A 16,114-nucleotide genomic window follows, 5' to 3' on the forward strand; every position below is an offset into this window, starting at 1 on the left:
TTACATACCCCATGCATCGGAGACAAATAAGTAGCCTTGTCCCCAAACGGTTTTAATACGGTATGGTTTATCGCTGTTATCACCTAATTTTTTACGGATCCGAGATACACGTACATCTACGGTGCGGTCTAATCCATCATATTGGCGACCAATCATGTGTTGATGAACATGTTCACGACTTAGTACTTCACCGGAATTTGAAGCTAATAACCACAGTAATTCAAATTCATGGGAAGTGAGGGTGATTTCGTTATTCTTTAAGCGAACAATACGGCTGGTTTTATCAATACATAAATCGCCAAATTGTAATTCTTCTGGCGCTTTTACTGATGCTTGGCCACGGCGTAATAGCGCATTAATACGGGCAAGCAATACTCTTGGCTCAGCTGGCTTAATAACATAATCATCGGCACCAAGTTCCAAACCAATGACTTGATCAAAGTCTTCACCTTTGGCGGTCAACATTAATATTGGTAAGCTAAATTTATCTCTGACTTGACGACAAACACTAAAGCCATCTTTACCTGGCAGCATCACATCGAGGATCATCAAATCAACCGGATTGTTTTCAAGGTAACTAAACACTTCATCGCCACGGTCTAGCACCGCCACTTCAAGGCCATTATTTTCAAGATAGTCACGGGTTAATTGCTGTAACCCTAAATCATCTTCTACAAGTAAGATCTTTGCCATTTGCAGCTCCAAGATTAAAAAAAGCTCCACGGAGAACGTAATCGGCGCCGAGTTGTTTTAGCGCGAGTGCTCTGTACTTCAATGCGTGTTGTCGCCAGTAATTCATCCGTGTGAGGATTGACTAGGGAGTATATGGTTTCAACCTGAACACGCGCTTTATGATTGAATTCTTCTAAGGTAACCTGTTGCCAACATTGCAGTTGTTGATCTTCGCTGTATAAACAAACGTCCATTTTATGGGGCATATTTAAAGCAAATTTTACATCAACATCGCAAAAGTCTTGTTGTTCGGAAACCACACAGACTTTTGGAGTAACTGTTAATATATCTTTTTTTGCGACAGCTAACTTTGGCCATACCAACAAAAAAATGACGCACGCACCAAGTTGTAAATACTTCATATTAAAAAATATGATCAAACCCTATAAAGGCAGTCAGAGAATACGTTTGTTCAAACAGCGGACTGTCGTCAGCTAAGGCGGAATAATCATAATAAGCCAGATGAAAACGCAATGAGTTGGCTCCATTTAAGGGCCAGCGGGCATCTATTTTAGCATAAGGCTGCCAACTACTGCCAACCTCAATTGCACGAACTGGAGACTCTTTTTCTGTTACGCCATAAAAATATGTATTCAGTGCTGCCGATTTATACCAGATGCCAATAGTCGGCTTAATCTGTAACTCACCAATGTTCTTGTGCATTTGCCACTGCAGTGCACTTCGCCACCCGTCATACACTCCGGATACATCAGCTAATGCCTGCACGGAAAATACATGCTGCTGATAGCTATAATGGTAACTCAGGCCAGCATCGAGTGCCCATTTACGTTTATTAAGCTCACGGATATCTAGACTAGGTTGTTGGATTTGAAGTTCATTTTCACTGTTCGTAAATGAACTTTCTGATCTTAATGCAAAAATGTTACTTGGATGCCAATCAACAAAAAAACGAGTTTCCGAATTAAACTCAGTGACTAAATTAAAGGTATGTGGGGAGTCTTGTATCAGGCTATAGCCTAAGCGACCATTATCAAAAAAGAACTGTTCACCGTAATAAGCTATATCTGGGATCAACACTAATGGTAAATCACCTCCACCAGCTAATGGATTTGTTATGACTCCTAATCCCGTGTTAAGGCTCAAGTGCCACTGCCCTGTTGTTATATCCTGCACAGGCTCAATTTCTGATGGCTGTGCAAAACAAGGTACTGTAAGCCATACAGAGATGCAAAGCGCAGTAAGAATATTAACTATCGACTTCATTGTTGTTATTTATGCCAAAAGAGACAACCCAATATCGTTATCATAGCAAGGTATTAATAACTAATCCCTAGACGATTACAATCATTCACACTTTTGATACATATGGAACGATTCAAGGTAAATAAACTTTACATCTGCGTATTTAGACTCGGCTAAGGAGCTAAGCTATTAACGTTTTTCAGTGATTGAGCAATCTCCCATAATGCATTTAACGCGGCATCTGGTAACTCTTTACGTAATACTGCCAAACCAATCTCAAACCCGGCAGGGGCCTCTTTTTGATCACTGATCACCTGAACGCGATCTTTTAATGGGCTATTATCTAAAACAATTTTTGGCACCATGGCAATGCCTAGCCCTAAACTCACCATTGACACCATAGCTTCATGCCCCGCTACTTGCGCATAGATCTTTGCATTAATACCGTGCTTACGCCACCACAGCTCTAACCTTTGACGAGTAAAACCTTGCTCTGGCACTATAAACTCAAGCTCAGACCAATCTATCTTATCGCCAAACTGGGCCAGTTTTTCAGTGAGCAACGACGGAATACGTGGCGCGATAAATACCAAGGATGAATAACCAATACTGGCAAATGCAATTTGCGTCGGTAATTTATCAGGCTTTGCGGCAATTGCCATGGCTTCGTGTCCGTCAAGCACACGGTTTATTGCCACTGCGGGATCGCCAGTATTAAGCTTTATTTCTATATGTTGATGTTGCAAACGCAGTTGCTCTAATAGTTGATGCAAAAAACTATAAGAGGCAGTTACTGAACAGTAAATGCTTACTTTACCGTAAATAGTTTGCTCAGGATTTTGTACATTTGCTCGAAAACGCTGCCAATTAGCTAACGTAGCCGTTGCATAGTCGATAAACGATTCTCCTTCAGCTGTTAACTTTACACTGCGATTATCGCGACTGAATAATGCGACTCCAACTTCATCCTCTAACTGTTTAATATTGCGACTTAAGGTGGGAGCACTTATGTGGCATAACTCGCTGGCACGGGCAAAATGTAAGGTTTTGGCAAGTGCCAGAAAGTAATGTAATCGTTTATGGTCCATAGTGATCCCAATAGTTAGCGGTTATTAATTAAAGCATTTCATTTTTTGAAATACTTTAATGCAAATATATCATTTTACGCAAGGGTAAAAATTCCTTATGGTGACTTTAAGCAAAGCAGCAAGCGCTTGCATCTAACAAATACGAAATTTATAGGATACTAACAATGGCGAATTATTTTAATACTCTTCCCTTACGCGAGCAGTTAGCACAACTAGCACAATGTGAATTTATGGATCCGGCTGAATTTGCCGATGGTGTTGAAGCACTTAAAGGCAAAAAACTTGTTATTGTTGGGTGTGGTGCGCAAGGTTTAAACCAAGGACTGAACTTACGAGATTCAGGTTTAGATGTTGCCTACACATTGCGTGATTCTGCAATCAGCGAACGTCGTCAATCATTTCTTAATGCGTCAGAAAATGGTTTTACTGTAGGTACTTACGAAGAATTGATCCCTACTGCTGATGTTGTGTTAAACCTAACACCTGATAAACAGCATACTGCGGTTGTAAACGCAATCATGCCGATGATGAAACAAGGCTCTACGCTTGCTTATTCTCATGGCTTCAACATTGTTGAAGAAGGTATGCAAGTACGTGATGATATCACTGTAATCATGGTTGCACCTAAGTGCCCAGGCTCTGAGGTTCGTGAAGAGTATAAACGCGGTTTTGGTGTACCAACTCTTATTGCTGTTCACCCAGAAAATGATCCTCAGGGACATGGTCTAGCCCAGGCTAAAGCTTATGCAGCGGGTACTGGCGGTCATCGCGCTGGGGTATTAAAGTCTTCATTTATTGCTGAAGTAAAATCAGACCTAATGGGTGAGCAAACAATTCTTTGCGGCATGTTACAGACAGGCTCAATTTTATGTTTTGATAAGATGATCGAAAAAGGTATAGACGCCGGTTACGCATCAAAACTAATTCAATACGGTTGGGAAGTTGTTACTGAAGCACTTAAATACGGCGGCGTTACAAATATGCTTGACCGTTTATCAAACCCAGCGAAAGTAAAAGCGTTTGAATTAAGTGAAGAATTAAAAGTAATCATGCGCCCGCTTTACAATAAACACCAAGACGACATCATCGATGGTACGTTCTCTCGTGTAATGATGGAAGATTGGGCGAATGATGATGCAAACCTTTTGAAATGGCGTGCAGAAACAGCTGAAACAAATTTTGAAAAAACCCCTGCCGGTGATGTTGAAATCACCGAACAAGAGTTTTTTGATAACGGTATCTTGATGGTTGCAATGGTGAAAGCCGGTGTAGAATTAGCGTTTGAGACCATGACTGCAGCGGGTATTATAGCTGAGTCAGCATATTATGAATCGCTACATGAAACGCCATTAATTGCCAATACCATTGCACGTAAAAAATTATTCGAAATGAACCGCACAATCTCTGATACAGCAGAGTATGGTTGTTACTTATACAATCACGCATGTTTGCCACTGTTACAAGACTTTATGCAAAACATCGATACTGATGTGATTGGTAGAGGCTTAGGCGAGCGCTGTAATCATGTTGATAACCAAACACTAATTGCAATCAACAAGTCGTTGCGTGAGCACCCTGTTGAAATCATTGGTACCAAATTGCGTGGCTACATGTCAGCAATGAAGAAAATTGTTTAACCCTGGAAAGTAACAATTTCGCTTGTTAGAAACCAAGCCCACATGCTAAACGCAGTGGGCTTTTTCATTTTATTAATTTGCCTAAAGACGCCTTAGCGTAAATTATAAACTGAGTACTTACTCTATTAGATGATGAACTGTATGAAAAAAACATGCTAAAATACCCTCATAATTTGTAAAGTCAGTACCCACAATGCCATATAAAAGTCTTAGTATCACACGTAAGATCACTATTTTAGGGATCGCTATTGCCTTGTCAGTCGCCAGCTTAATTGGCATTACGGCGCTGTTATCCGCCAAAACCATTATCGAACAACGGATGATACAATCTGAGTTGCCCAGTAAACTACACGCAATAAATAACTATATAAGCTTAGAGATCAATGAATTACTCAGTGCGGCCGAACAAGTATCAAGTAATCATTTTATACTCGCGTGGGCAAATAGTAGTGATAACAATGATGACGTTTTAATCAAAGAATTAAATCGTCTGGTAAAACAATACGGCTTAGCAACCGCATCATGGGCAAATCGCGATACCGCGCAGTACTGGAATCAAGATGGCTTTTTAAGAGTATTAGATCGGCAGCAAGATGGCTGGTTTTTTGATTTTAAAAACGCCAACCAAGCTTACTCTATTAGCTTATATCAAGAGCCTAATGGCGACACAAAAATGTTTGTTAATCATCAACAGATCAATGGCATCGGCTTAACCGGACTGGCAAAAAGTATTGATGATATGCAGGCACTACTGAATAAATTTACTATCGAGCAGACTGGCTTTGTATTTATTACTGACGATAAAGGCGTAATTAAACTCCATCAAGACGTTAATAAAGTAGAAAAAACAAATCTAGATAGCTTGTATGGTCATCAAGTAAGTGGTCAATTATTAACAAGCAATGAATTTAACTTGCAAGAAGTCGAACTCAATGGCGACACTTTTTTCCTTGCGGCGAGTCCAATTAAAAACACTCAACTCTATGTGGTTGCACAAGTACCAAAAGCAGAAGTGTTTGCCGGGATCAACACTTTACAATGGCAAATTTTAAGTTTTGCTATCGCAATTGCGCTGTTGGCATGTATCGTTAGTTTTTTACTGGCTCGTTCGTTAGCTTCACCGCTATCAAAAATGGCAGAGTTATTTACTCGTTTAGGGTCTGGTGATGCCAATCTAGCTTACCGTTTACCTCACAGTGACCAGCCTGAGCTACTAGCATTAACGAATGGTTTTAACCAATTCATTGATAAAATTGAAACCGCTATTGCGCAAGTCTCCCACGAAAGTTTAGAAATTCGTCAAAGCTCAGATCAGGTATTTACTCAAGCCAAGCGTAACTCACAGGCAATGGACAACCAAAAAGAGCAGACTATCTCTGTTGCAGCAGCAATCAACGAAATGGGCGCGACAGTGCAAGAAATTGCCCACAGCGCCGCAACTGCCGCAAAACTGACCGAAGATAGTAAAGCGAATACATTACAGAGCCACCAGCAAGTAGTGCAAAGCCAACAGAGTATTACCGCATTAGCCAGTGATATTGACACAATTGCGGGACAAGTGACTGAGCTTGCTAATAAAACCCAGACTATTGCCAGTATTGTTGACTCTATTCGTGGTATTTCAGAGCAAACCAATTTACTAGCACTAAATGCAGCAATTGAATCAGCACGTGCTGGTGAACATGGCCGCGGCTTTGCCGTAGTTGCGGATGAAGTACGAGCCTTAGCCAACCGTACGTCACAATCAACGACTGAAATTCAATCAATGATTGAAGAGCTCGCGAAAACAGCTACCAATGTGGTTGAACATATTGCCCAGTCCAAAGATAAAGCTCAGTACAGCGTAGCAACAATGCAAAGCTCTGTGCAGTTGCTTGATGCCATTACCAATACCGCTAATGAAATTAATGATATGGCAACCTTGATTGCAACAGCTACTGAAGAGCAAAGTAGTGTGGTTGCTGACGTCGGCCGTAATATTGAACAAATTAGTGAGATCAGCGATATGGCAATGCGAGAACAAATTGATACCGAGCAGGCGATCAAAGGACTTGCAACCAGCGCACAAACCTTAGCAAGTTTAGTCGCCACCTTTGAAAAGCGCTGACACAGTTTGTAACATTTAACATCTACCTCGACTAAAAAACAGACTAAACTTAATAAGTCAGTAATTAGTTGGGGTATGATTATGACAATACTAACGCGGTTTTGTAAGTTAGCAGTCATTGTGCTGCTTTTTAGTATCTCTGCCTGTACCAGTGTGAGTAATCAAACAATACTCATCCCTCCACCAGTCACTGAAAACCAATCTTTCACGCTTTACCCGGTGGAAAGTAGTGAACAGATTTTTACCTTAAGCGATACAATAACACAACAACTCGATGCAGCCTTCCCAAGTACTAAACACAATTTAAACACAACTCGAAAATTACTAAACTTTTTGTTAGAAAATGGCGATGCATCCTTACTATATCAAGCAGGGGCTACCCTAACCGCCAATCAAGCCTACCGAGATCTAAATGCTAACTGTTTATCATTATCGATTTTGGCCTATAGTATTGCGGAATATTTAGGCATGCAGGGGCAATTTCAAACGGTTCATATTCCTGAGTATTGGGCGCTAAATAAAGGCTATAACTTATTGACTGGGCATATTAATTTGATCGTCACACAGCGTCGTAATAACCACACTAATGTGACTTATGTGTATGACGCAAAAACCTCATTAGTGATTGATTTTGATCCGAACTCGCGAGGTGAGAAATTTCAGACGACCCCCATCAGCAAACAACGAATTACCGCGATGTTTTATAACAATAAAGGGGCAGCGGCAATGCTCAATCAAAATTATGATTTAGCCTATAGCTACTTTTTAGCGGCAACAAAAGCAGATAAATATTACTCTGCTGCATGGGGTAACTTAGCCGTATTACTTCGCCTTGATTCTCAGTATGATAACGCCGAATTAGCCTATAATTATGCTTTGCTGCTTAATAACGACAACAATACAGCACTGGGTAACTTAGCTTTACTGTATCAACTCACCGACCGTCCTGAGCTGGCAGACAAGATTTTATATAAACTTGATTTGAAGCGCCAAAGTAATCCGTATTATCATGTGTCATTAGGAAATAACGCATACCTTGGACAAAACTATCAAGATGCCATCAAGCATTTCAATAAAGCAAAAAGAATTGATGATGATATTCATGATAGCTACTTTGGTCTTGCCCGCACTTATTATCAGTTAGGTGATTTTAAGCAAGCGTATCTCCAATTACGTTTGGCTAATAAACATGCCGATTTTGACCATGATAAGCAACGTTATCAAAATAAATTACAGGCACTAAGTGACATGACCGCGCGAGTAATTAATCATTAACTATTTTATTTTGCTATTGAGCCTCAGCTTTTCAACATTTTGCCAAAGTAATAGCAGCGCGCAGCAACAGCTGATCGATGATCTGAAGCATCTAAGCTCTACGGCTCTAAGCGGTAGAAAAACCAATACAGATGGCGCGCGTATCAGTGCCCAATACATTAGTACGCGACTGCAAACGCTCGGTTACAATACGCAATTACAGCCGTTTAGTTACAGCCATGGCTGGTCTTCAAAAGCAACGGGGCAAAATGTCGTTGCGACTTTAAAACCACCGCACTTAGTCAAGACTCATTTGGTAATTACCGCTCATTATGATCACTTAGGTATGCGTGGTAACACTTTATATGCAGGCGCAAACGATAATGCCAGTGGCGTCAGTGCCTTGTTATTCCTAGCGCAACGCTTCGCACACACAAATCTGCCTTTCCAACTTAGTTTTGTTGCTACTGACGCAGAGGAAAATGGTTTACATGGAGCTGAATATTTTGTTAGTCAATTGCAAATCGACGACAGCGTAACCGTGCTAAATATTAATTTGGATATGTTAGCAGTAAAACCGCCAAAAAAAATCTTATATGCCTTTGTCTCACATGCACAACGCAGTGCTTTACAAGCACAACTACAGCAGGTGCCTGAGCATAATTTAAAGATAAAAGTAGCTAGTTCATCAACCACAATGAACAGAATGACCCTCGGAGATAGTATTGATTGGCGCCGAGCAAGCGACCATTATGCGTTTGCTAAAGCCGGAATTGCTTATATTTACTTTGGTATGGGTCATGATCCCCACCATCATAAGAGTTCCGACCTACTAAGTAATATTGACCAAGCGCTTTATATTGATGCAGTTAATTATATTGCCGCATTTATTAGCCAACTTGATATAAACGATATAAACACTCTTTGAGCTAAATTGTAGATAGTAAATATATTTTAAACTGAATTCAGGTTAGCAAAATCCCAGAGCTAACAAACGCTCGCTTTTGTGCCTTACTTAAGCGTTTAATTTTTATCTCAAGCTTGGTGGCTTCACTGCGAGAACCGACTTCACATTGATATATTAAAGTCAGTGGCCCCTTCCCCTTTAAGTTTTTAGCCCCTTTGCCCGCTTGATGTGCTGCAAATCGTTTTGCCACATCCGTGCTGATCCCAGTGTACCAATGCCCTAAACGTGTTTGTACAATATAAAGTGACCACGTGGAGATCTTAGTTGTCATAGTATTTTCAGTAGTAGTTAAACTTTTAGCGGACTCTGAGGTCAAAATTACGCTCCAAACATCGATAGTAAAAATTAAGTCACAAACAATTACTCAAAAGGGTTTTACCTTAGGTGACTAATCGGTATCATGCAGTTTATAAAAAATAAGGATCCAAACAAACAATGCAGTCGTTAAAAACTTTTTCTCTTTGGTTTATCGTTGCTCTGACCTTAAGTGCAACCGCCGGTTGTTCTAGCTGGGTTTATCGTATCAACATCCCACAAGGTAACTTTTTAGAACAAACCGATGTTGACAAGCTTCGTATCAATATGACCCGTGAGCAAGTTCTTTATGTATTAGGTAAACCTGTTGCAGAAGACGCTTTCGATAAAAACACGTGGCATTACTTATATTCTTTTAATCTTGGCCGTGATAACGAACAACGTAAATCACTGACTATTAATTTTGAAAATGAAAAATTGGTATCGCTCAGTGGTGACTATGAACAACCCGCAGAGTTTAATACACCGCTTGAGCAATAACGCTCCAGTTCAGTAAATTACGAAAAGGTTAGCAACAGCTAACCTTTTTTGTTTGAGCTATTATTTAGCTTTATCAAGCGGTCGCCCACCTGTAATTTTATTAGCACGACCTTCGTCTTTAGCTTTTTCTGCACGTTTTCGTCGTGCGTCTTTAGGATCAGCAATTAAAGGACGGTAAATTTCAATTCTATCGCCATCCTCAAGCACTTGCGTAAGCTTGCAGGTACGGTTCCATATTCCTAAGGTTAATGCTAAGCCATCAATTTCAGGGCACTTAGCGAGGATACCTGATTGCATCACGGCATTTTCTGCCGTTGTACCAACTGGTACTTCAACAAGCAAACACGTTGCCGTGGTAGGTAATGCATACACAACTTCAACTTTTATCATCATCGCAGTCCATATACCTGTTTAGCGCGTTGAGTAAATGCATTCACCATGTTTTTTGCAACATCGTTAAATACGCGCCCAAACGCAAGTTCAATTAATTTACTCGCAAATTCAAACTCAAGCTGTAGCTGAACTTTACATGCATTGTCATCCAACACTTGAAAATGCCAACGCCCTTGCAAGGCTTTAAATGGCCCATCAACTAAGCGCAATGTTACTGTATTGTCATCTAAAAAGGTGTTTTCAGTAGTAAACCATTTTTTTATACCCGCTTTGGAAATTTCCAAACTTGCCGTCATGGTATTACCTTGCTGTGCAATAATTTTTGCATCCGAGCAATGGGGTAAAAATTCAGGATAAGCATCCACATCATTGACTAAATCAAACATTTCTTTGCTGCTATACATTACTAGCGCACTTTTTTCTATTTGTGGCATACTCACTCCCAACTGTGTGGGCGAATTTTAGCAAGCTTTGCGTTTTTCCCCAAACTTTCATGGCGCTTTATTTACAAACACTTTTTTATTAGCAAAAATAAAAAATCGATGTAAAAAGCAGAGCTTTACGTATAATATGGGCCACTATGGCTAAGAAAAATTCATCTAAATCGACAAGTAATACTATCGCGCTAAATAAAAAGGCGCGTCATGAGTATTTTTTACACGACAAGTTTGAGGCTGGTGTTGAACTACAAGGCTGGGAAGTAAAAAGTATCCGAGCTGGTAAAGTAAACATCTCTGAAACATACATTCACCTTAAAAATGGCGAAGCGTTTTTGCTTGGCAGTCAAATACAGCCTCTCAATAGTGCTTCAACCCATGTTATTTGCGATCCATTACGTTATCGCAAGTTATTATTAAGCAGACGCGAGCTAGATCGCTTAGTCGGTGCGACTGAGCGCGATGGCTATTCATTAATTGCCACTGCCATGTATTGGAAAAAATGCTGGGTGAAACTTGAGTTCCACCTCGGTAAGGGTAAAAAAATGCATGACAAACGTGAAGACGGTAAAAACAAAGACTGGTCTCGCGAAAAAGAACGGTTAATGAAGCACAAAGTTTAATCTATCTAAACAACCTCAAAAACGCCTAACCCAGTTAGGCGTTTTTATTTTCAGCCCCTAAATCCCCGCAACTGTATAAATTATAGTACACAATCCAAACAAACGATTTGATAACAATTCACTTACATGATATTGATATTACTGGTTGATTTAACCAGATAAAATTAACATGACAACGAGGATTTAAGGATGAAGAACAGAACACTCCCATTTAAACCTAAGTTAATCGCTTGTGTAACACTTGCACTTTCAACAGCGGGTTATACTTCTCAATCATTTGCTGCGGACGAAGCAAAAAAAGTTGAACGTATTGAAGTGACTGGTTCTAGAATAAAGCGAACAGATATTGAAGGCCCTTCCCCAGTACAATCAATTAGTCGCGCCGATATCGATAATATGGGCTATGACAATCTACAACAATTACTAGAAAGAATGCCTGCTGCTGGTAATGGTACTTTTTCTACTCGCGGCAACAACCAAGACTCTACGGCCAATGGCTCTGCGGCAGTGTCGCTTCGTGGTCTTGGCGCAGATGCAACGCTTGTGTTAATTAATGGCCGTCGAGTAGCTATAAGCGCATTTGCTGAGAGTATCACTAACTCATTTGTTGATATTAACAGTATTCCGGTCTCTGCTATCGAACGTATTGATATTCTTAAAGATGGTGCCTCTGCAATTTATGGTTCCGATGCCGTTGCAGGTGTGGTGAATATTATTTTGAAAAAAGACATCGATGGTTTAGAAGTTAATTTAGGTTATGGTGGTACTGACGGCCCTAACTATGAAGAAACCTCAGCAAGCATAGTTTGGGGTACCTCAAACGAAAAAAGCAGTGCGTCTGTGATCATCGATTACTTTAAAAACACCTCTTTATCATCAGATGAAATGGGCCGCTTAGGCACTGCTAATCAAACCGCGAATGGTGGTGAAGATTTCCGTTCATCACGCGGATTCCCTGGTTATTTCTATGTTGACGGCGTAAAAACTATCGATCCTGATTGCCCAGCTGAAAGTGCCACATCTAGCGGCAGCTGCTTATTTGATTATGGTCCATTTGGTTATATTGCCCCTGCTTCTGAGCGAGTTGGTGCTATTTCACAATTTGAATACAACTTTGATAACGGCATTACAGCCTTTCTGGAAATGGCCATGCAGCATAATACCTCGATTGCTGCAGGTGCACCGACACCGCTAGACGAAGATGCGGGATTAACAGTTCCAGGCAGTCATCCAAACAATCCTTTTGGTAAAGATATTGAGATTGGTCGCTATCGTACCGTGGATGCAGGTGCCCGTCAGTGGGATATAGAATCAGATACGTTACGCTTTGTTGCCGGTCTTCGTGGTGAAATTAGCGATTGGAGCTGGGAAGCAGCTGTACAAAAAGGTCGAAGTAAATCAATGCAAACCGGTGATCGTACTCAAGGCTGGGTAAGAACTGACTTTTTACAACAAGAAATAAATGCTGGCAACTACAACCCATTTGGCGGCACTTATAATGATCCAGATGTAATAAATCGTATTACCACCAGCTTAGTTCGCCGTGGTGAATCACATATGACCTCATTTGATGCCAACATTACCGGCGAAGCGTTTAGTTTTGGTGACAGTGTCGTGATGATGGCGGCTGGTATTGAGTACCGCGAAGAGGACGTCAGTGATATCCCTGATGATCAATTTCAACGTGGTCTAATTTTTGGTACTGAGTCCGTTTCTGCTGCCGCTGAGCGGGACCAATACGCTGCCTATGTTGAATTCTCAATCCCATTAGCTGATAGCTTAGAATTACAACTTGCAGGTCGTTACGATGATTACAGTGACTTTGGTACCACAACCAATCCTAAAGTAGCGCTGCGCTGGGCACCTACTGATGAAATTACTGTTCGCGGCTCATGGGCACAAGGATTTAGAGCCCCTTCACTAGCACAAATCGGCCTAGGTCCTTCAGAGGAAAGTCAGTTTTTTATTGATAGTTACCGCTGTGCTGCAACGGGAGAAGATTGTGATGTACTCGATTACAACATCCAATTTGCTGGTAATCCTGATTTAAAAGCCGAAGAATCTGAGTCATGGAACGTTGGTTTTATTTGGGCACCTATGGCTGATCTTGGTTTCAGTATTGATGTATGGAGTATCACTCAAGACAATAAGATTGATGAACAAGCCTTTGGTCCTATTTATGATGCTGAATGTAACAACCAGAATAGTACCATCTGCGTTCGCCTGTCGCCACAAGGTGGACAAAGTCTTGGGGTGATCCAAAAAATTCATAGTACCTTTGAGAATGTCTCTTCGCAGGAAGTGTCTGGTGTTGATTTCTCAGCAAATTATAATCACTCCTTGGATGATCTTGGTTTACTTAAGTTCAACTTAGAATGGTCTTATCAAGACAAGTTTGAAAAAGACGGTCGCGATTATACTGGTGAATATGGTTACCCTGAACACCGCTGGATGTTCTCAACTAATTGGGAGCTTGGTGAATTCAATACTAATGTAAATATCAGCTATGTGGGTGAGTTTGAAGATACGCCTGATATTGATTTTGATGGCACCCTCGATTTTGATAGCAACACATCAAGAATGGTTGATTCACAAGTCTTAGTTGATTTACAAACGGCTTATCGTATTACCGAATCGACCAAGATCTCGATTGGCGTAAATAACTTATTTGATGAAGAGCCACCATTTGCAATTGGTGATGGTGATGGTGATTTATACGGTTATGCTTCCGCGGTTCACAACCCTCGCGGACGTTATATCTACACCAAAGTGTCATTCGCTTTCTAGCGACTACCCTAAATAAAAAACCCGCCAAATTGGCGGGTTTTTCATATTCTAAAACAAAGACCTAAATTATAGGTCGCTTTCGTTTTCAGAAAGGAACTTAGCAACGCCTGCTGGGCTTGCATCCATACCTTTTTTGCCTTCAGTCCAACCAGCTGGACATACTTCACCGTGCTCAGTGTGAAACGCTAGAGCGTCAACCATACGAAGCATTTCGTCGATGTTACGACCTAGTGGTAAGTCATTTACTACTTGATGACGTACATTACCTTCTTCATCAATTAAGAATGAACCACGAAATGCAACGCCGGCTTCTGGATGCTCAACATCGTATGCTTTACAGATTTCGTGCTTAACATCTGCAACTAGTGCGTATTTAACTGCACCGATACCGCCGTCTGCAACAGCAGTGTTACGCCATGCGTTGTGTGAGAATTGTGAATCGATTGAAACACCAATTACTTCTACGCCACGCTTTTGGAATTCTTCATAACGCTTGTCAAAAGCAATTAGTTCAGAAGGACATACGAAAGTAAAATCTAGTGGGTAAAAGAAGATGACTGCTTTTTTACCTTTGATTGTTTCGTGAAGATTGTAGCTATCTACGATCTCGCCGTTACCTAGTACTGCTGCAGCGGTAAAGTCTGGTGCCTGGCGGCCTACTAATACACCCATTTTATTCTCCAAATATTTGAGTTTGCTTTTAATTGCTTACGCAATGCTTGCCTTTAATATGGGATCTAAAAAGTAAATACCAAGGGCTAACATGCATAATTATCAAATTATTTTAGAGACTAAAGACTTAAAAGAACAATCGTATTTTCCGATTCACGTCATCGAAAAATGCGAACGACTGTTTGTCACTCGCTATTTGTCACTAATAACAGCAACAAAAAAAACCTGCAGATGCAGGCTTTTTATCGGTATAACTACATATTAAATGCGGTATTAATCCATGATATTTTCAGGCATATCACCGCGAATTTTTTGCCAAATTTCACCTGTTTGATGACCATATTTTCGCATCATTGAAATTGCGCCGTCATGTTCGCGTTTCTCAGCAAGTATGGTTAAATCTTTATAGAATTGACGCGCTAACTGACGCGTGCCTGGATCTGAAAAGTAATGACAGCCAATCTTAGAGTAAAAACCTTTAAAGCCATTGAGAATAAGCACATAAATACGGTTATTACCTGCAACAGCTAACTCATGGTGTACCTTGTAATCATAATCAGCGAAAGCTTGTGCACTATCTTCAAGCTCATCACTTTGCGAGAGGATTTCTATCACGCGATCAGGTGCTAGCTTAATGGCTGCACGAGTGTAAATAGCGCTAATGTTTGTTCGCGCAGAAAGTAGCTGGTCGGTTAACTCGGGCATTTTATCTTCATCAAGACGCGCTAAGGTCTCTAAAATATTAAGTCCTGAAGTTTCCCAAAAGTTATTTACTCGTGTCGGTTTACCGTGCTGGATTGTTAACCAACCATCGCGCGCTAAACGCTGTAATACTTCACGTAAGGTTGTACGAGTGACACCGATTAATTCTGATAACTCTCGCTCAGCCGGAAGAATAGAACCTGGAGGAAAATCACCATTCCAGATTGACTCAACAATGTACTCTTCGGCAAACCCTGCTGGGCTTTTCGCTTTAAAAATTCTCATTCAATTCCCACTTGAGTTACCACATAATATTACTTTTAACGATTAACTGACTGATTGTACCAGATGAAGCCAAACTAACAAGTAAAGTCACCCCATTAATTCACCTTCGATAGCAGGTTAAAGCCTCTATCTAACTAAGTTTTCTAAAATGGATAAAAATTAATTTATTGCTCTTTCATTGTCTAGTTCTTCGATATTAAATTAAGGTATTAACCCTAAAGAGTAATAGACTTTTAACTTCATTGTGCACACTATATACACCCATTTAGCTATTTCAGCTACACTAAATATAGCGCGGAACGCATAACAGATAAAAGGTACTCGATGTTGTTTTACTCGATGTTGTTTATAGCTTTTTTGTTTACACCACAGCTAGACTACATTAACTTAACCAACAATAGTTATACTTAAATGCAAAATAATAAGGAACAC

The 16,114-nt window shown here is 40.5% G+C and carries 16 protein-coding genes; 7 read left to right on the top strand and 9 right to left on the bottom strand.

Features of this window, described 5'->3' with window-relative positions; all coding sequences use genetic code 11:
* The 4 genes from PVK79_RS17515 to ilvY all read right to left on the bottom strand — a co-directional run bounded on the left by PVK79_RS17515 (nt 1) and on the right by ilvY (nt 3,023).
* Nucleotides 1-693, bottom strand: coding sequence for a response regulator (locus PVK79_RS17515; protein ID WP_145239242.1), 693 nt, complete (start codon nt 691-693; stop codon nt 1-3).
* A gap of 14 nt (nt 694-707) precedes the next feature.
* Nucleotides 708-1,094, bottom strand: coding sequence for a DUF3019 domain-containing protein (locus PVK79_RS17520; RefSeq protein ID WP_145239246.1), 387 nt, complete (start codon nt 1,092-1,094; stop codon nt 708-710).
* Between the two features lies 1 nt (nt 1,095).
* A complete protein-coding gene (locus PVK79_RS17525; protein ID WP_182731025.1) occupies nt 1,096-1,956 on the bottom strand; it encodes a MipA/OmpV family protein in 861 nt (286 codons plus the stop codon).
* A gap of 152 nt (nt 1,957-2,108) precedes the next feature.
* The gene (ilvY, locus tag PVK79_RS17530; RefSeq protein ID WP_145239251.1) at nt 2,109-3,023 is read right to left on the bottom strand and encodes an HTH-type transcriptional activator IlvY; all 915 of its coding nucleotides are present in this window, start codon (nt 3,021-3,023) and stop codon (nt 2,109-2,111) included.
* A 164-nt stretch (nt 3,024-3,187) separates the two neighbouring features.
* Here ilvY and ilvC point away from each other — a divergent pair, with 164 nt between their 5' ends.
* The 4 genes from ilvC (at nt 3,188) to PVK79_RS17550 (ending at nt 8,949) form a co-directional block, all read left to right on the top strand.
* Nucleotides 3,188-4,660, top strand: coding sequence for a ketol-acid reductoisomerase (ilvC, locus tag PVK79_RS17535; RefSeq protein ID WP_182731024.1), 1,473 nt, complete (start codon nt 3,188-3,190; stop codon nt 4,658-4,660).
* Between the two features lie 193 nt (nt 4,661-4,853).
* Entirely contained in the window at nt 4,854-6,767 is a 1,914-nt protein-coding gene (locus tag PVK79_RS17540) for a methyl-accepting chemotaxis protein (protein ID WP_257326265.1), read from the top strand.
* Between the two features lie 81 nt (nt 6,768-6,848).
* Nucleotides 6,849-8,042: a tetratricopeptide repeat protein gene (locus PVK79_RS17545; protein ID WP_182759896.1), complete on the top strand. Its 1,194-nt coding sequence runs from the start codon at nt 6,849-6,851 to the stop codon at nt 8,040-8,042.
* Nucleotides 8,043-8,058: 16 nt separating this feature from the next.
* Nucleotides 8,059-8,949 carry a M28 family peptidase gene (locus PVK79_RS17550; protein ID WP_259398193.1) on the top strand — a complete coding sequence of 297 codons (891 nt, stop codon included), beginning with the start codon at nt 8,059-8,061 and terminating at the stop codon, nt 8,947-8,949.
* Nucleotides 8,950-8,986: 37 nt separating this feature from the next.
* Here the strand turns inward: PVK79_RS17550 and PVK79_RS17555 are convergent, their stop codons facing one another.
* Nucleotides 8,987-9,304, bottom strand: coding sequence for a GIY-YIG nuclease family protein (locus PVK79_RS17555; RefSeq protein WP_145239261.1), 318 nt, complete (start codon nt 9,302-9,304; stop codon nt 8,987-8,989).
* Between the two features lie 119 nt (nt 9,305-9,423).
* Between PVK79_RS17555 and PVK79_RS17560 the strand changes: the two genes are divergently transcribed.
* Entirely contained in the window at nt 9,424-9,783 is a 360-nt protein-coding gene (locus PVK79_RS17560) for an outer membrane protein assembly factor BamE (RefSeq protein ID WP_145239264.1), read from the top strand.
* Nucleotides 9,784-9,843: 60 nt separating this feature from the next.
* On the opposite strand, the gene PVK79_RS17565 is transcribed toward PVK79_RS17560, so the two are convergent.
* Together PVK79_RS17565 and PVK79_RS17570 are read right to left on the bottom strand one after the other, a co-directional pair.
* Nucleotides 9,844-10,173: an RnfH family protein gene (locus PVK79_RS17565; RefSeq protein WP_145239596.1), complete on the bottom strand. Its 330-nt coding sequence runs from the start codon at nt 10,171-10,173 to the stop codon at nt 9,844-9,846.
* Nucleotides 10,173-10,610 (bottom strand): type II toxin-antitoxin system RatA family toxin, encoded by a 438-nt coding sequence (locus PVK79_RS17570; protein ID WP_145239267.1) that lies wholly within the window; start codon nt 10,608-10,610, stop codon nt 10,173-10,175. The genes PVK79_RS17565 and PVK79_RS17570 overlap by 1 nt, the downstream gene beginning before the upstream one ends.
* Nucleotides 10,611-10,756: 146 nt before the next feature.
* Here PVK79_RS17570 and smpB point away from each other — a divergent pair, with 146 nt between their 5' ends.
* Nucleotides 10,757-11,236, top strand: coding sequence for an SsrA-binding protein SmpB (smpB, locus tag PVK79_RS17575; protein ID WP_064666579.1), 480 nt, complete (start codon nt 10,757-10,759; stop codon nt 11,234-11,236).
* A 189-nt stretch (nt 11,237-11,425) separates the two neighbouring features.
* On the top strand, nt 11,426-14,023 hold the full coding sequence (locus PVK79_RS17580) for a TonB-dependent receptor (RefSeq protein ID WP_182734905.1): 2,598 nt from the start codon (nt 11,426-11,428) through the stop codon (nt 14,021-14,023).
* Nucleotides 14,024-14,089: 66 nt separating this feature from the next.
* Here the strand turns inward: PVK79_RS17580 and PVK79_RS17585 are convergent, their stop codons facing one another.
* Nucleotides 14,090-14,695: a peroxiredoxin C gene (locus PVK79_RS17585; RefSeq protein WP_145239274.1), complete on the bottom strand. Its 606-nt coding sequence runs from the start codon at nt 14,693-14,695 to the stop codon at nt 14,090-14,092.
* Between the two features lie 273 nt (nt 14,696-14,968).
* Entirely contained in the window at nt 14,969-15,682 is a 714-nt protein-coding gene (gene fadR, locus PVK79_RS17590; protein ID WP_064666576.1) for a fatty acid metabolism transcriptional regulator FadR, read from the bottom strand.
* Between the last annotated feature and the right edge of the window lie 432 nt (nt 15,683-16,114).

The sequence above is a fragment of the Pseudoalteromonas rhizosphaerae genome (assembly GCF_028885455.1).
Classification (GTDB): Bacteria; Pseudomonadota; Gammaproteobacteria; order Enterobacterales; family Alteromonadaceae; genus Pseudoalteromonas; species Pseudoalteromonas rhizosphaerae.